13 protein-coding genes are annotated in these 15,938 nt (G+C 63.7%); 2 read left to right on the top strand and 11 right to left on the bottom strand.

Annotation, left to right across the window (positions count from 1 at the left end; translation table 11 throughout):
- Window positions 1-194 precede the first annotated feature (194 nt).
- Together PSH81_RS00715 and PSH81_RS00710 are read left to right on the top strand one after the other, a co-directional pair.
- On the top strand, window positions 195-2,360 hold the full coding sequence (locus PSH81_RS00715; RefSeq protein WP_305391831.1) for an outer membrane assembly lipoprotein YfiO: 2,166 nt from the start codon (window positions 195-197) through the stop codon (window positions 2,358-2,360).
- Window positions 2,357-3,061 carry a DUF3142 domain-containing protein gene (locus PSH81_RS00710; RefSeq protein WP_226456613.1) on the top strand — a complete coding sequence of 235 codons (705 nt, stop codon included), beginning with the start codon at window positions 2,357-2,359 and terminating at the stop codon, window positions 3,059-3,061. Before PSH81_RS00715 ends, PSH81_RS00710 begins: the two co-directional genes overlap by 4 nt.
- A 72-nt stretch (window positions 3,062-3,133) precedes the next feature.
- Here the strand turns inward: PSH81_RS00710 and PSH81_RS00705 are convergent, their stop codons facing one another.
- The 11 genes from PSH81_RS00705 to PSH81_RS00655 form a co-directional block, all read right to left on the bottom strand.
- Window positions 3,134-3,703 carry a hypothetical protein gene (locus PSH81_RS00705; RefSeq protein ID WP_192298570.1) on the bottom strand — a complete coding sequence of 190 codons (570 nt, stop codon included), beginning with the start codon at window positions 3,701-3,703 and terminating at the stop codon, window positions 3,134-3,136.
- Between the two features lie 149 nt (window positions 3,704-3,852).
- Window positions 3,853-6,303, bottom strand: a complete 2,451-nt coding sequence (locus tag PSH81_RS00700; RefSeq protein ID WP_305391830.1) for a TonB-dependent siderophore receptor — start codon at window positions 6,301-6,303, stop codon at window positions 3,853-3,855.
- Between the two features lie 92 nt (window positions 6,304-6,395).
- On the bottom strand, window positions 6,396-7,346 hold the full coding sequence (locus PSH81_RS00695) for a FecR domain-containing protein (protein WP_305391829.1): 951 nt from the start codon (window positions 7,344-7,346) through the stop codon (window positions 6,396-6,398).
- Window positions 7,343-7,852 carry a sigma-70 family RNA polymerase sigma factor gene (locus PSH81_RS00690; RefSeq protein WP_226456610.1) on the bottom strand — a complete coding sequence of 170 codons (510 nt, stop codon included), beginning with the start codon at window positions 7,850-7,852 and terminating at the stop codon, window positions 7,343-7,345. The genes PSH81_RS00695 and PSH81_RS00690 overlap by 4 nt, the downstream gene beginning before the upstream one ends.
- 36 nt (window positions 7,853-7,888) lie before the next feature.
- Window positions 7,889-9,373, bottom strand: a complete 1,485-nt coding sequence (locus PSH81_RS00685) for an efflux transporter outer membrane subunit (RefSeq protein ID WP_305391828.1) — start codon at window positions 9,371-9,373, stop codon at window positions 7,889-7,891.
- On the bottom strand, window positions 9,370-10,428 hold the full coding sequence (locus PSH81_RS00680) for an HlyD family secretion protein (RefSeq protein WP_305391827.1): 1,059 nt from the start codon (window positions 10,426-10,428) through the stop codon (window positions 9,370-9,372). Before PSH81_RS00680 ends, PSH81_RS00685 begins: the two co-directional genes overlap by 4 nt.
- A 14-nt stretch (window positions 10,429-10,442) precedes the next feature.
- Entirely contained in the window at window positions 10,443-11,978 is a 1,536-nt protein-coding gene (locus tag PSH81_RS00675; RefSeq protein ID WP_305391826.1) for an MFS transporter, read from the bottom strand.
- Between the two features lie 244 nt (window positions 11,979-12,222).
- On the bottom strand, window positions 12,223-13,143 hold the full coding sequence (locus PSH81_RS00670; RefSeq protein WP_192298577.1) for a LysR family transcriptional regulator: 921 nt from the start codon (window positions 13,141-13,143) through the stop codon (window positions 12,223-12,225).
- A gap of 53 nt (window positions 13,144-13,196) precedes the next feature.
- Window positions 13,197-14,045, bottom strand: a complete 849-nt coding sequence (locus tag PSH81_RS00665) for an ABC transporter permease (RefSeq protein WP_305391825.1) — start codon at window positions 14,043-14,045, stop codon at window positions 13,197-13,199.
- A 13-nt stretch (window positions 14,046-14,058) separates the two neighbouring features.
- A complete protein-coding gene (locus tag PSH81_RS00660; RefSeq protein WP_305391824.1) occupies window positions 14,059-14,910 on the bottom strand; it encodes an ABC transporter ATP-binding protein in 852 nt (283 codons plus the stop codon).
- Between the two features lies 1 nt (window position 14,911).
- Window positions 14,912-15,937, bottom strand: coding sequence for an ABC transporter substrate-binding protein (locus PSH81_RS00655; RefSeq protein WP_192298580.1), 1,026 nt, complete (start codon window positions 15,935-15,937; stop codon window positions 14,912-14,914).
- Between the last annotated feature and the right edge of the window lies 1 nt (window position 15,938).

Raw genomic sequence — 15,938 nt, 5'->3', positions numbered from 1 at the left:
AAAACCCAACATCAGTGCATTCAATTGCTTCATACGGTCAACTCCCTGACATACAGCGCAGTCTATGTCAGAGAAATTAAATTGCCACTACCCTCAATCGGACAAATCTACGATTTGTGTAGGGCTTCACCGAAGCGATTGTCGGATCAAGCTATGATTGCCGCCCTCCAAGGACTCAGGATCAAGGACACGTCATGCGCATCGGTTTTCTGTCACCCCTGGCACTGGCTCTGCTGGCCAGTGTTTCCCTGCCCGCAGCGGCCAGTTCCGACAACTTTTGCTTCCCTGACTGGCGCGTCGCCCGCAGCAGCCTCGACCGTTGCAACAACCTGCCGTTCCTGAGCCCGGGCAATGACAGCCGGGCCAACCTGCGCCTGATGCTTGCCGACAAAAAAGGCACGCCGCTGACGCCGAATGCCTTGGACGAAGATGACCTGGCCCAGGGTTTCGGCGCGGTGCCGTTTCCACAGTACCGCCTGGCCCTGGCCTCCAACGGCGAGACCGAACCTGACTCCGACGATTCCCCTACCGCCGAACTCGACACCCTGCTCGAGCCCCTGGGCATCAAGCGCGAAGACTACAAAACCGCCGGTGAAGGCTTCGTCAGTGGCGAAGGCAGCCGCTGCCGCAGCAACGACGACAGCAGCGCCACCGCGTTTATCCGCCAGGTCGCCAAGGCCGACATGCCCCAGGCCGAGCGCGAACTGCTGGCCAAGGCGCGCCTGCAACTGCTCACCACCTGCGACTGGGACGGCCCGGTGGTCGCGGACCCGCAGCAGATCCAGTCCACCGACGGCCAACTGTTTCGCACCTACCTGCAAGCCGCCGCCGACTTCTACAGCGGCCGTTTCGCCGAGGCCGAGCGCGGCTTCAGCGCGGCTGGCAGCGCCACTTCGCCCTGGCTGAAAGAAACCGCGCGCTACATGGTTGCGCGCAACGCGCTCAACCAGGCCCAGGCCAACACCTATGACGAATACGGCGTGCCCGACCTCGAACGTGTGGATAAAACTGCGCTGGCCACTGCCGAGCAAGGCTTCGACGGCTACCTGAAGACTTATCCACAGGGCGAATACAGCGTTTCTGCACGCGGCCTGCTGCGTCGCGTGTACTGGCTGGGCTTTGACAGCGAGAAGCTGGCCGCCGCGTTTACCTGGGCGCTGACTGAAGCCAGCGACGCGCAGCGCAACGTATCGGTGGATGAACTGGTGGAAGAGGCCGACCTCAAGCTGCTGATGTCCAGCGGCGACACCGTCAACACGCCGATGATCCAACTGGTCAGCGACCTGATGGTGATGCGTGGCGGCGAGCAACCGGCGCTGACCCGCGCCGACCTGGAAAAACAAAAGTCGGCCTTTGCCAGCGACCCGGCGCTCTACGACTACTTGCTGGCCGTGTGCGCGCTGTTCGTCGAGCAGCAACCGGACGCCGCCTTGAAGCAATTGCCGCAAAGCGTGCCAGCGAGCCTCAACTACTTCGCCTTCAGCCAACAGACCCTGCGCGCCCTGGCCATGGAAGCCAAACAGGACTGGAAAGGCGCCGAGGCGCTGTGGCTGCAACTACTGCCGCTGGCGAAACTGCCACTGCAACGCGACCAGTTGGAATTGGCCCTGGCCATGAATTACGAGCGCAGCGGCCAGCTGGCCAAGGTGTTTGCCGCCGACTCGCCGATCAGCGCCAACCAGGTGCGCTACATCCTGCTGCGCAACGTCGCCGGGCCTGAACTGCTGCGCCAGCAGATCGCCCAGGCCCGCGACCCGCTGGAGCGTGAGACGGCGCAATTCGTGCTGCTGTACAAAAACCTGCTGCGCGGCCAGTTCGAAAGCTTCGCCGACGACCTCAAGCAACTGCCTGTGCCTGCGTCCGAAGACAAACTCGGCACCAGCCTGGGTTATGTCTACGGCGGCAACCAGACCCTGCGGCTGTTCCAGTGGAACGGCGACAAGGCCGAATCCGGTTACGTCTGCCCGAGCATCGCGCAAACCGCCGAGGCCTTGCAGGCCGACGCCAAGAACTCACAGGGCCTGAACTGCATCGGTGAGTTCATCCTGCGCAACAGCCTCGACGGCATGCCGCTCGAACAAGCCCGCGCCGCCGGTAGCCTGGGCAGCACTGCATCGGACTTCAAGGGTGAAACCTTCTCGCGCCTCGACGGCTACCGGCAGGTGATCGGCGACGCCAAGGCGCCAAAGAATGACAAGGCCTACGCCTTGTTCCGCGCCATCAACTGCTACGCACCGGCCGGCTACAACAGCTGCGGCGGCAAGGACGTCGAGCCGGCGGTGCGCAAAGCCTGGTTCCGCCAGCTCAAAAGCGGCTTTGCCGACACCCAGTGGGGCAAATCGGCGCAGTACTACTGGTGAAGCCGCTGTGGCTCGCCTGGCTGCTGCTGGCCAGCCCGGCGTTCGGCGCCGTCGACGCCCGCGACTATGACGCCTTCTGGCTGTGGAGCGGCGTCGCACCGCAGCCGGTACTTAAACAGGCCAACACCCTGTACATCCTCCAGGGCCAGATCAACGCCAACCGCCGCGCCCCCGAACGCGGCGCGCAACTGATCGCCCAGGGCATCGGCGTGCCACGCCTGACCCGTGGCGACATCTGGGTGGTGTACCGCGCCCACACCCTGCGCTGGCCGGAGGCGGTATACAGCCAACTGCTCGGCCAGGTGCAACGCTGGCGCGACGCGGGCAACCCGGTGGTCGGCATCCAGATCGACTTCGACGCCCGCACCCAATACCTGCACGAGTACGCCAGCTTCCTGCGCGACCTGCGCCAACGCCTGCCGGCCGAGCTGAAACTGAGCATCACCGGCCTGCTGGACTGGAGCAGCAACGCCGACCCGGCTGCCATCGCCCAGCTCAAGGGCGTGGTGGATGAGGTGGTGGTGCAGACATACCAGGGGCGACACAGCATCCCGGATTACGCGGCGTATCTGCCACGGATGAATCGCATGGGGCTGCCGTTCAAGGTCGGCTTGATTCAGGGTGGAGCGTGGGAGGAACCGGGGTATTTGAAGGGGAGCGAGTGGTTTCGGGGGTATGTGGTGTTTTTGCAGAATCGTTGAAGGCGTCTTGCCTGAAAAACCCCATGCAACAAACCGACGTCCACGGTTCATTTGAACCGTGGACACTGGGTTCTACAGAAAAGGGAAATACAGCGCTTCGATTACTGCAAACGCCCAGAAAATCATGCCGATGAGAATCCAGATGCCATTGGCCCACGTCAAACGACTGTTGGCCTGGCCCTGGGGATCATTTTCCAGATGGTTCACCGCCTGCTGAATTTGCACGGACAATGCAGCCTGCACGATGAGCAGGCAGAGGCTGATCTTCAATCCGTTGAAGGGCGAAACATACCAGAGGAAGGTTAAAGGCAAGAACGTGCAGGTGATCCAACCTAAGGCAAAACACCGCGGCCACCACCGATAAGGTCGCTCTTTCAAATCAAGCACACGTTTGATGTTCATCGCCAACGCGTAAATGAAAAAAACCGAGAAAAAAGCCCGCACCAACGGCAGCACTCGAGCCCCCGTTGCGGCGCGATAAAGGCTCCAATGTTTGTAGGACCAGTAAAAGCTATAGAAACCCTGGGACAACAACACCATCAGTAATAGTTTGCGCGGCGCTACCACGAAAAACGTAGGTTGCAGCGCGGCAGGCGGGCTTAGATTGGCTTGCGGAGGGGCATAGGGGTTATCGAATGGCATGGACTCTTTTCCTTGATAAGTCGGCGCCAGAGGCTAATGCGTAACCCCGCCCAATCCCTCAGCGTGAGCAAAATCAAGAGTGCTCCTACACGCCACTTCCTGTGGCGCCAGACTCTTCCTACACACCAGCCTGCATCCGCAGAGTCTGCCTACCAGTCGTAGGTCACGCTCGACACCGCCGTCCGCCCTTCCCCGTAATAACAATCCAGGTCACTGGTGCACTGCGACAGGTAGGTCTTGTTGGTGAGGTTCTGCACGGTCAGCGCCAGTTTCACGCCCTTGAGTTTCAGCGGCGAGCGGCTCAGGTCGTAGCTCAGACTGGCGTCGTAGACGCTGTAGGACGGCACGCTGAAGGCACCTTCGTAGTAGTCGCCCAGGCTTTGGCGGGCGTAACGCACGCCCAGGCCTGCGCCGAGGCCGGCCAGTGGGGTGTCGCCGAGCACGTTGTAGTTGACCCACATCGACGCGGTAAGCGGTGAGATGCCGGCCGGGTGGCGGCCCTGGCGGCCTTCTTCGTCCTTGGTGTATTTGATGTCGTTGCGTGCAGCCGAGGCGATGATGTCCCAGGCATCGTTGAGCACGGCCTTGGCTTCCAGTTCCACACCGCGTGAGCGCATGGCGCCGCTCTGGGTGCTGAACGTGTCATTGGGGTTGGTGGTGATGACGTTTTCCTGGTCGAGTTGGTAGACCGAGGCCTGCACAAAACTCTTCTGGCCAGGTGGTTGGTATTTCACGCCGACTTCGTATTGCTTGCCGGTAGACGGATCGAACGGCTTGCGGTCGACGTTGGTGCCGGTCAGCGGCAGGAAGGATTCGGAGTAGCTGATAAACGGCGCCAAGCCGTTATCGAACAGGTACACCAGGCCCGCACGGCCGGTGAAGGCTTCGTCCTTGCTGGCGAAGCGCGTGTTTTGCATCGGTTCTTTATTGACCACGCTGGCCCAGTCGTAACGGCCACCGAGCACCAGCGCCCATTTGTCCCATTTGATCTGGTCCTGCACGTACAGGCCGGTCTGGCTCAGGGTGCGGTCCCAGCGGTACGGCTGGCGGTAGTCGATGTGCTGGCCGTAGACCGGCTTGAACAGGTCGATCGCCGCGGCGGTACGGTCGTAGAGGCCGTGGAACAGCGAGCCGGAGTGGTAGTAATCGAGGCCAAAAATCATCGTATGGGACAGCGCGCCGGTGTCGAATTCGGCCTGGGCGATGCTGTCGACGCCAAACACTTTGTTGTTCTGCGCCCAGTCCACTGCGTAACGTTGCAGGTAGCGTTGGTCCTGCACCCCGGTGGCGGGGTTGGCGACGAAGGCATAGCCGTGCAGTGGCGCGGTGTAGCGGTCGTCGACCTCGGCGTAGCGGGCGTTTTGCTTGAGGGTCCAGGTGTCGTTGAGGCGATGGGCAATCTCGTAGCCCAGCACATACTGCTCGCGGTTGTACTGGTTGACGCCCGGCTCGCCGAGAAACAGGTCGCGCTTGATCTTGCCGTTGGGGTTGGCCCACAGGGTGCCGGACGCCGGCAGGCCTTGGGCTTCGGGCACGCCTTTGTCTTTCTGGTACTGGGCGAACAGGGTCACGCTGGTGTCGTCGTTGGGCCGCCAGGTGAGGCTAGGGGCGATGAACTGGCGTTTGTTTTCGACGTAGTTGATTTCGTCCTGGCCATCGCTGAACAGGCCGGTCAGGCGATAGAGAAACTGCCCTTGTTCATCCAGCGGGCCGCCGAGGTCGATGGCCGCGCTTTTGTGCTCGTAGGTGCCGGCCTCCAGCACCACTTGGTGCACCGGGGTTTCGCTGGGGCGCTTGCTGACCATGTTGACGATGCCGCCCGGTTGGTTCTGACCGTACAACACCGAGGCCGGGCCCTTGAGCACTTCGATGCGTTCCAGGGAGTACGGTTCGATCTGCAACGCGCCGCCGGTGCTGCCGCCGCCGTAGGGCAGGTGCAGGCCGTCGAGGTACAGCGGGGTCGGCGAGAAGCCGCGCGAGGTCGGCTCATCGAACAATTTGACCCGGTCCGCAAAGCCGCCCGCCGCCATGCCCGGCGTGTAGAGCAACGCCTGGGTCACGCTCTGGGCACCGCGCGCCTTGATCTCGGCGGCGCTGATCACGTTGATGGTCTGGGGGATTTCCACCAGCGCCGAGTCGGTCTTGCTGCCCGAGGCGCTGCGCGTAGCGACGATACCGTCCACCGGGCCCCAGGCGCTTTCCCGGGCTTGCTCGCCGCTGATCTGGGTGGCGCCCAGTTGCAACGGGCCGCCGCCGGAAATCGCCTGCAACGACCAACCGCCCTGGGACTGCATCGCCACCAAGCCGCTGCCCGCCAGCAACTGCTCCAAACCGGCGCCCACCGCGTAACGCCCTTGCAGGCCGGCGCTGCGCTTGCCTTCGGTGAGTGAGGCGTCCACCGAGAGCAAAATCCCCGAGGCGCTGGCGAAGCGGTTCAATGCCTGGTCGAGGCTGCCCGCGGGAATGTTGTAGGCGCGCTGTGTTTCGGCGCTTTCAGCGGCTTGAACCAGGCTCGGCAGCAGGGGCACGGCGGCCAGCAGGCCGACAAACACGCCACGGCGCAGGGCGCGGGCCAGGGGTTGGATCTGGTGATGCGGCATTGCAGGACTCCCCGTGAGATCGCTTCTTGATTGGCTTTCAAGAGGTATCCCGAGCGGGATGCAAAAACCGACAAGTGCTTGGCAAACTTTTTTCAGACCCGTGCCTTGATCGTCACCCAGTAGCGCGTCACCGCCTGCACCTGTACCGGCAACGAGCGTTCCAGCGCGGCGAGGATCGCGTCGGTGTCGTCCAGCGGAAACACCCCGGTCAGCAACAGGCCGGACACCGCCTGATCACAGCGCAACAGCCCCGGACGATAGCGGCTCAACTGCGCGACAAACGCGCCCAGGGGCTGGCGTTCGGCGATCAGGCGGTGCTCGGTCCAACTGCTGGCATTGACGTCCACCGCCGCCAACGCCGTGCTCTGCCGAGGGTTGAACCACAGGCTGTCGCCAGCCTTCATCTGCACCGCCGCGCCGTGCAGCGGGGTCACGCGCAGGCGGCCTTCGTAGAGGTCGACGCGGCTGCCATCGGACAGTTCGCGCACGCCAAAACGGGTGCCCAGGGCCTGCACATCACCGGCCGGGGTTTCGACGATCAACGGGCGCACCGGGTCGTGGCCGCTGGTCAGTAGCACCTCGCCACGGATCAGGCGAATGCGGCGTTCGCTGGCGCTGAAACGCAGGTCCACCGCGCTGTCGCTGTTGAGGTCCAGGCGTGTGCCGTCGCTGAGGGTGACGTGGCGGATCTCGCCGGTGGCGGTGCGGTGTTCGGCGAACGCGGCCTGCCAGGGTTCGCTGCGCTGCACCAGGTAGCCGCTGCCGCCAGCCACCAGCAACAGGCCGAGCAGCTTGAGGGCGGCGCGGCGTTGGGTGTCCGGGGTGTCACGCAACACGGCGCGGGCGCTGTCGACGGGCACGCCACCGAGGGTTTGCTGCAAGTGCTGCAAACGTTGCCAGGCGCGGCGGTGTTCCGGGTCGGCGGCCTGCCACTGGGCGAAGGCCTGGCGTTGTTCACCGTGCAGGTCGCCACCCCAATGCAGCATCAGCCATTCGCTGGCTTGCTCGACAATGGCCGGGGCGATGGGCGCGTCGTGTCTCATTCGGCGTAGGCCACTTGGTAGCAGGCGACGATGGCGCGGGTCATGTACTTCTGCACCGAGCTGAGGCTGACGCCCAGGCGCTCGGCGATCTGTGCGTAGCTCAGGCCTTCGAACTGCGACAGCAGGAAGGCACGGCGCACGTTGTCGGGCATGCGGTCGAGCATCGCGTCGATCTGCATCAGGGTTTCGAGGATCAGCGCGCGGGTCTCCAGGCTCGGCGACTCGGGCTCCGGCAGGTGCGCGATGCTGTCCAGGTAAGCGCGCTCGATGCGCAGGCGCCGCCACTGGTCGATCACCAGGTTGCGGGCGATCTGTGCCAGGTAGCTGCGGCTTTCCTTGTCGCCGGGAAAGCGCCCGGACACCAGCAGGCGCAGGAAAGTGTCCTGGGCCACGTCGGCGGCATGCTCGCGGTCGCCCAGGCGTTTACGCAACCAGCCTTGCAACCAGCCGTGATGGTCGCGGTACAGGAGGTGAAGCTGTTGCTGGCCGTCAGTCGCGGTGTCCATGAAAAAGCTCAGATACACTATTGAGAGCAATTATCATTACAGTTTATTTCGCGACTGACAAAAACTCTTTGTCCTCACCCCCCCGGCGGTGTGCAGCGGATACACCGATTCCCAACCGCCGCCCAACGCTTTGTACAGCCCGACCATGGCCAGGGAGACGCTGGTCGAACTCTCCACCCACTGCTCCTGCGTGGCCAGCAATGCGCCTTGCACGGTGAGCACGTTGACGAAATCCACTACGCCTTCGACGTACTGGTGTTGCGCCGTGGCCAGGGCAATCTGGTTCTGGCGCACCGCTTCGGCGAGGCTGTCGCGGCGCAGTTGGCTGGCGTTGTAGCGGGTCAATTGGTCGTCGATCTCATGCCAGGCGCGCAGCACGGTTTGCTGGTACGCCAGCGCCGCTTCCTGTTGCTGGGCTTCGCGCAGGTTCAACATGCCTTCGAGGCGCCCACCATTGAACAGCGGCAGGCTGAACTGCGGGCCGAAGGCAAAGGCGCGTGAACCCCACGAGCCGAAATCCGACAGTTGCATGGCCTGGGAACCGAGGTTGCCGGACAGGGTGATGCGCGGGTAGAAATCGCCCTTGGCCACGCCGATATTGGCGGTGGCGGCGTGCAATCGGGCTTCGGCCTGGCGGATGTCGGGGCGACGTTCGGCAAGTTCCGAGGGCAGGCCAATGGCGACCTGGCGCTGGGTCTGCGGCACCGCGGCATCCGCTGACAATTGCGCATGCAGCGCTTGCGGCGCCTCGCCCATCAGCAGGCTCAGGGCGTTGATCAACTGGTCCTGGCGCTGTTGCAGATCCGGCAGGCGCGCTTCGATGGTCGCGACCTGGGCGGCGGCTTCGGCCACGTCCAGGTCGGTGGCCACGCCGTCGGCCAGGCGCAGTTGCGAGAGCTTGAGACTGTGGCGTGCCACGTCGAGGTTTTGCTCAGTGACGGCGCGGGTATTTTGCACGCCGCGCAGCTGGATATAGTCCTGGGCGGTTTCAGCGAGCACCGCGAGCAGCACGGCGCGACGGTCGTTTTCGGCGACTTGCAGGGTGGCGTCGGCGGCTTCGGTTTCGCGTTTGACGCGGCCCCAGAGATCCAGCTCCCAGGACGCCGAGAACCCCGCATCCCACTGGCTGAACGCGGCGCGGCCGTTCTCGCCGGACGGGTCGTTCAAGCCTTTGCCACTGTTGCGTTTGCGCTGGTAGGCGCCGCTGGCATTGACGTTGGGGTAACGCTCGGCGGTGGTGACCTGGCGCACGGCGCGGCTTTGTTGCAGGCGGCTGCTGGCGAGTTTCAGGTCGAGGTTGTCGCTGAGCGCGCGGCGGGTCAGGGCCGAAAGTTGCGCGTCGTGGAACACATCCCACCAACGCTCCTGCAACGGATCGCTGACGGCATGGCTGGCGGCTTGACGGCCTTGGGGCTCGCTCCATTGTGTGACCTGAGGGGCCTGTGGCCGTTGGAAGTCCGGGCCAACGCTGCAGGCACTCAGGCTGATAAGGCTCAGGGTGAGCCAGGCAACACGCTTCATTGCTGGGCCACCTCGTGCTGCTTCGCGACCGGCCGCGTATCGACGGTGGCTTCCACCGACATGCCCACACGCAGGCGTGCGGTCAGGGCCTGGCCCGGCTCCAGTACGATCTTCACCGGGATGCGCTGTACCACCTTGGTGAAGTTGCCGGTGGCGTTGTCCGGCTTGACCGCCGCGAACGTCACCCCCGTGGCGGGCGCGAGGCTTTCCAGATGGCCGTTGAGAGCCTCGCCGTCGAGGCTGTCGACGCGCACCTGCACGGCTTGGCCGGCGTGCATGTGGGAGAGTTGGGTCTCCTGGAAGTTGGCCACCACATAGGCTTCGGCCAACGGCACCACGGCGAGGATCTTGCTGCCTGGCGTCACATAGGCGCCCACCCGCACCGCACGCTCGCCGACCACGCCATCCACCGGCGCGACGATGCGCGTGTACGACAGTTGATAACTGGCCATTTCCAACGCGGCCTGGGCGCGCTTGAGCCCGCCTTCGGCGGCGTCGCGCTGGGCGCTGAGGATTTCCACCTGCTTGCGTTCGGCCGCCAGCACCGCCGTGGCATTGGCCAGGCGCGCGGTGGCCTGGTCGATGCGGGTCTTGGCCTGCTGGGCGTTCTGCACGGTGCCGGCGCCAACCCCGGCAAGGTGGTTGTAGCGGTTCAGTTCGTGTTCGGCGAAGGCCATTTCGGCGCGGTCTGCCGCGACGGTGGCCTGGGCCTGGGCAATCACCGAGCTTTGGCGCTCCAGGGTCGCGCTGGCGTTTTTCAGTTGGGCCTGGGCGACCAGGGTGTCGGCGTCGGCAGCCTGGGCGGCGGCGCGAAAATCGCGGTCGTCGATCAGCGCCAGCAGTTGCCCGGCCTTGACCCGCTGGTTGTCTTCCACCAGCACTTCCTTGATGAAGCCGGCCACACGGGGCGCGACCAGGGTGAAGTCGGCGGCGACGAAGGCGTCGTTGGTGCTCTGGCGCTTGCTGCCGAGCACACCCGGCGCAACCAGGTAGACCAGCACGCCAACGGCAAACACGGCGATAACGGCGACGGCAATTTTGTCTTTGCGTTTCATGAACAGTCCTTTAATCAAGTCGGTGCACGGGGCGGGAAGATCCGCGTGGGCATCCAGAAAATCAGCAGGATCAACGCCACCGCGACCGCGGCCATGACGACATACAGATCCGAAGAGGTCAGCACCACGGCCTGCTCGTGCAGGCGGTGCGCCAGGCCCGGTGCGTCGCCGTCGACCAGGGGCGAGTTGCCCAGGCGGTCGACCAGCATGGTCGAGTGCAAGTGCAGGCGCTGGGTGGTCAGTGTGTCGAGCACACCCGTGGCAATCACGGCGGCCAGGCCTTTGACCGTGTTGAACCAGGCCGAGGCGAACGGCCCGTCCATCGGCTGGATACTGCCGGTGGACAGCATCAGCAGCGGCAGCACGGCCATCGGTTGCCCGAAGATTTGCAGCAGGTACAGCCCGTAGAAATCATCGCGAATCCATTGCGAAGTCAGCTGCGAACTGCCCAGGCAACACAGCACCAGCATGCCCAGGCCAATGCCCAGTACCCAGCGGCAATCAACCCAGCGCAGGTTGCACAACGCCGCCACCAGCGGCAGCGCGATCAACTGCGGCAGCGCCATCAGCAGCATCACCGGCGCGGTCTGCAGCGGGCGATAACCCTGGACCTGGGCGAGGAAACTCGACGGGATGATGATCACCGAGGTCAGCACCATCAGCACGCCGGCCAACACGATCAGGGCAAACGCCAGGTTGCGCAGGCCGAGCATCTGCAGCTTGAAGAACGGCATCGGGTGCGACCATTCATTGAGCATGAACAGCACCAGCAAGAGCGTGCCGCCGCTCAACAGGAAGGTGATCAGGCCCGACTCGAACCAGTCCAGGCGATTGCCCTGGAGAATGCCGATGACCAGCATGCAGATCGCCGGAAAACCCAGCAGCAGGCCGCGCCAGTTGAATTGCTTGAAGCGCTCCAGGCGCAGCGGGTCCTGCGGCAAACCGTAGGCCACGGCGGCCATTGCCAGCAGACACGGCGCGACGATCTGCCAGAACGCCCATTGCCAGCCGACGTATTCGGTCCACAACGCCGCCAACGGCGTGCCCAGGCTTGGGCCGAAGGTGGCGGTAAGCGCGTAGCCGGCCAGACCGTAGAGCTTGACGTTGGCCGGCAGGAAGCGCAGCGCGACGGTCATCAGCATTGGCGGCAATGCTCCACCGGCCAGGCCTTGCACGGTGCGCAGCAACAACAGGCTTTCGTAGTTCGGCGCGAACGGGCACAGGATGCCCAGCACGGTGAACAGGCCGATGGCGCACAGGGTGAAACGGCGCAGGGAAAACGTCACCGAACACCAGGGTGCAAAGGCCATGGCCGCGACTGACGTGGCGGTGTAGGCGGCAACCAGCCAGGTGCCTTCGTCAAAGCCGATGTACAGCGCACCGCGGATGTCGGCGAGGGCGACCTTGGTGACCATCTCGTTGAGACCGGACACCAGCACGGCCAGTAACACGCCGACCAGGCCGAGGATGATGCGCGGGCCGAACACGGGAGGGCTGATGCTGACGGGTTTGGCTGCGGCCGCGAGGGTGGGGGCAGCGAGGGAAGTCATGAACGGGAAACTCGGAATGATCAATACCCGAGCAGTTTAATCAGGCACACACATGACAAAAAGTTACATGTCGGCAGCTTATAAGTGCACCAAACGCAACCCTCAAACCCAACGCAGGTTCCTGTGGATGCTAGCTTGTGTGGGAGCGGGCTTGCTCGCGAATGCGGTGGGCCATTCACGTAATGTGTTTCTGACACTCCGCATTCGCGAGCAAGCCCGCTCCCACATTTTGACCGAGTTCACTTTAGGTGGGTTGGGCTTCCAGCCAGGTAGCGTGACAGCTCTCGCGCAGGGTCTCGCGCAGCCATTTGTGCGCCGGGTCCTTGTCGAAGCGTGGGTGCCAGGATTGCGCTAACACCAGGGTCGGCAGAGAGATCGGCAACGCAAACGCGCGCAGCGGCAACTTCAGGCGATTGGCGCTGTAGAGGGCTTCCTTGGGCACGGGCAGGATCAGGTCGGAGTCGGGCAGCATGAACATCGCACCGTGAAAACCCGGCGCGATCATCGCCACGCGGCGCTCCAGGCCCTGGGCGTTCAGCGCGGTATCAATCGGCCCACGGGCGATGCCGCGCCGCGAAATGCTGATGTGGGAGTAGCTGGCAAAACGCGCGGCGGTGATTTCTTCATCGAACAGCGGGTGGTCTTGTCGTGCCAGGCCGACGAAGGTGGTGGAGAACAGGTTCTGCACCTTCACTTCGGGGCTGGAGGGCATGGTGTTGCTGACGCGCAGGTCCAGGCGCCCTTCGCGCAGCGCTTCGTCGTCGGTGTCGCCCTCGGGCACGAAGCACAGCTCGCACAGCGGCGCCACGCGTTCCATGGTGTCGAACAGGCGACCACCATACACGCCGATAAAAAAGTCGTTGGCCCGCACACTGAAGCGGCGGCGCAAGGTACTCAAGTCGACCTGGTCCGCCGAACGAAACAGCAGCGCCGCCTGTTCCACCACGTTGCGTACCTGGGCTTGCAACTGCAACGCCTTGGGCGTCGGCACCAGGCCACGCCCGGCGCGCACCAGCACCGGATCGCCGACCGCTTCGCGAATGCGCGTGAGGGTGCGGCTCATGGCCGCCGGGCTGAGGTTCATGCGGCGCGCGGCGCCGACCACGCTGCCCTCGTCGAGCAAGGCGTCGAGGGCGACCAGCAGGTTCATGTCCGGTAGTTGCATGCCAAGCACTCGTGATGACTAAGGCGTGAATGGGCTGCAATCGTAACAGGTGATCAGCGTTGCATGCCCCAACGCTTCACGGTGAGCCGCTCGAAGGTGTCGAACACCAGGTTCTCCACAAGCAGGCCGATCAGGATCACCACCGCCAGCCCGGCAAACACCTTGTCGGTGTAGAGCTCGTTGCGGTTCTGGAAGATGTACCAGCCCAACCCGCCCTTGCCGCTGGTTGCACCGAACACCAGCTCGGCAGCGATCAGCGTGCGCCAGGCAAATGCCCAGCCGATCTTGAGGCCGGCGAGGATCGACGGCAGCGCCGCCGGAATCAGGATGAACAACACAAAGCGCATGCCATTGAGGCCGTAGTTGCGCCCCGCCATGCGCAGGGTTTCGGACACGCCGAGAAACCCCGAATAGGTGTTCAGCGCCAACGCCCACAACACCGAATGCACCAGCACAAAGATCAGGCTGTTCTGCCCCAGGCCGAACCACAGCAGCGCCAGCGGCAACAGGGCAATCGCCGGCAACGGGTTGAACATCGAGGTCAGGGTGCTGAGCAAGTCGCGGCCCAGTTGGGTCGAGACCGCCAATGTGGTCAGGGCAAATGCCAGCACGATGCCGATCAGGTAGCCCTTGATCAGCACCACCAGCGAGATGCTCACCTTGCTCAACAATTCGCCGCTGAGCAGGCCGTCGTAGAGCGCGTGGAAGGTCTGCAGGAAGCTCGGCAGCAGCAGGTCGTTGTTCTGGTAGCGTGCGACGCCTTCCCAGAGGATCGCCAGCACGATCAGGATCAGGCCCTTGCGCAACCAGCCTTGTTGCCACAGGCGCTGGCGCAGAGGCAGCTCGCGCTCCACCGGGACGCTGAGCAAGGGTTCGAGGTGTATTTCGTATTCCTGGCGCATGAGAAGTGGCCCCTTAGTAGGCGATGCGGATGTCAGCAAAACCCAGCTCGGGCTCGGCCTCGGTGGTTTCATCGAACAACAGGCGATGAATCCGCCGCGCCGAGTGCTGGAATTCCACGCCGCCAAGGCTGTGCAGGTCGTATTGATGGCTGTGGATTTCCGCACGCACGCGCCCCGGATGCGGCGACAGCAACAGGATGCGATTGCCCACCACCAGCGCTTCTTCGATGGAGTGGGTGACGAACAGCAGGGTGAAGCGCACCTCTTCCCAGAGCAGCAGCAATTCTTCCTGCATCTTGCGCCGGGTCAGGGCGTCGAGGGCGGCGAAGGGCTCGTCCATCAACAGGATTTTCGGCTGCATGGCCAGCGCGCGGGCGATGGCCACGCGGGCTTTCATGCCGCCGGACAGGGTGTGGGGATACGCGTCGGCAAAGGCGGTGAGGCCGACTTTATCGAGGTAGTGCAGCGCACGGTCTTCGGCTTCGGCGCGCTTCAAGGTCTTGGACGCCAGCAGCGGGAACATCACGTTCTGCTTGACGGTTTTCCACGGCGGCAACTGGTCGAACTCCTGGAACACCACGATGCGATCCGGGCCCGGTTGTTCGACCTTTTGCCCCAGCAGGCGGATCTCGCCTTCGCAGGGTTTGATAAACCCGCCAATGGACTTGAGCAATGTGGATTTGCCGCAACCCGACGGGCCGAGCAGCACATAGCGGTCGGCCGGATCGATCTCGAAACTGACCTGGTGAGTGGCACGCACCACGCGCTCGGGCGTGCGGTATTCCAGGCTGACGTTATCCACCGCCAGCAACGGCAAAGGAGTGTGCCGGTTGCTGGCCGTGTGGCCTTGCAAGAGCGCGTTCATCTCAACTTCCTTGCAACGGCTTGGCGTCCTGGAAGAAGTAGTCCTTCCACGATTCAGGCTTGTTCTTGATGGCGCCGACGCGGTAGAGGAACTCCGCCAGCGGGTAGGTGTTTTTCGGCGTGATGCTGAATTCGAACTGTGGGTTGTCGATGATTTTCAGCAACTCGGCACGGTCGATCTTGGCCTTGGTCACGCGGATGTAGGTGTCGGCCGCTGCGCCTTTGTCGTTCTGGGCGAACTGCGCGGCTTCGGTCAGTGCGTCGATGAAGGCCTTGTAGGTTTTCGGGTTGTCGTTGCGGAATTTCTCGGTGGCGAACAGCACGGTCGGCGAGTTCGGGCCGAGCAGGTCGTAGGTGTTCAGCACCACGTGTACGTTGGGGTTGGTCAGGGCCTGGTCCTGGAACGGCGGGTTGGAAAAGTGCCCGGTCAGTTCGGTGCCGCCGGCGATCAATGCGGCGGTGGCGTCAGGGTGCGGGACGGCGACGGTGTATTTGTCGAGGCGGTTGAATTCCTTGTCGCCCCACTGCTTGGCAGCGGCGTATTGCAGGAAGCGTGATTGCACGGAAACGCCTACCGCCGGAACGGCGATGCGGTCTTTGTCGGTGAAGTCGGCGATGGTCTTGACCTTGGGATTGTTGCTCACCAGGTAGTAGGGGAAGTTGCCAAGGGAGGCGACAGCCTTGACGTTCTGCTTGCCGCGGGTGCGGTCCCAGATGGTCAGCAGCGGGCCGGTGCCGGCACCGGCAATATCGATGGAGCCGGACAGCAACGCGTCGTTGACCGCCGCGCCACCGGACAGTTGGGTCCAGTCGACCTTGATGTCGATGCCTTCCTGCTTGCCGTATTTCTCGATCAGGTTCTGGTCGCGCACCACGTTGAGCAACAGGTAGACGATGCCGAACTGCTCGGCGATGCGGATCTCGCCTTCAGCCTGCGCTGCCGCCGGTGCAACGAGGCTGCCGGCCAACAGGCTGACACCCAGGCCGACGGTCGCGGCCAGGCGTGCAAATGGAATTTTCCTGGACATG

This window comes from Pseudomonas sp. FP2335 (assembly GCF_030687535.1).
Taxonomy (GTDB): domain Bacteria; phylum Pseudomonadota; class Gammaproteobacteria; order Pseudomonadales; family Pseudomonadaceae; genus Aquipseudomonas.
The sequence above is the reverse complement of the archived record's forward strand: the minus strand, read 5'-3'. Positions and strand labels throughout refer to the sequence as shown.

Excerpts from the sequence above, each read along its gene's own strand:
- PSH81_RS00715 (WP_305391831.1), top strand. The coding sequence starts at position 195 with ATGCGCATCGGTTTTCTGTCACCCCTGGCACTGGCTCTGCTGGCCAGT.
- PSH81_RS00705 (WP_192298570.1), bottom strand. The coding sequence starts at position 3,703 with ATGCCATTCGATAACCCCTATGCCCCTCCGCAAGCCAATCTAAGCCCG.
- PSH81_RS00700 (WP_305391830.1), bottom strand. The coding sequence starts at position 6,303 with ATGCCGCATCACCAGATCCAACCCCTGGCCCGCGCCCTGCGCCGTGGC.
- PSH81_RS00695 (WP_305391829.1), bottom strand. The coding sequence starts at position 7,346 with ATGAGACACGACGCGCCCATCGCCCCGGCCATTGTCGAGCAAGCCAGC.
- PSH81_RS00690 (WP_226456610.1), bottom strand. The coding sequence starts at position 7,852 with ATGGACACCGCGACTGACGGCCAGCAACAGCTTCACCTCCTGTACCGC.
- PSH81_RS00685 (WP_305391828.1), bottom strand. The coding sequence starts at position 9,373 with ATGAAGCGTGTTGCCTGGCTCACCCTGAGCCTTATCAGCCTGAGTGCC.
- PSH81_RS00680 (WP_305391827.1), bottom strand. The coding sequence starts at position 10,428 with ATGAAACGCAAAGACAAAATTGCCGTCGCCGTTATCGCCGTGTTTGCC.
- PSH81_RS00675 (WP_305391826.1), bottom strand. The coding sequence starts at position 11,978 with ATGACTTCCCTCGCTGCCCCCACCCTCGCGGCCGCAGCCAAACCCGTC.
- PSH81_RS00670 (WP_192298577.1), bottom strand. The coding sequence starts at position 13,143 with ATGCAACTACCGGACATGAACCTGCTGGTCGCCCTCGACGCCTTGCTC.
- PSH81_RS00665 (WP_305391825.1), bottom strand. The coding sequence starts at position 14,045 with ATGCGCCAGGAATACGAAATACACCTCGAACCCTTGCTCAGCGTCCCG.
- PSH81_RS00660 (WP_305391824.1), bottom strand. The coding sequence starts at position 14,910 with ATGAACGCGCTCTTGCAAGGCCACACGGCCAGCAACCGGCACACTCCT.
- PSH81_RS00655 (WP_192298580.1), bottom strand. The coding sequence starts at position 15,937 with ATGTCCAGGAAAATTCCATTTGCACGCCTGGCCGCGACCGTCGGCCTG.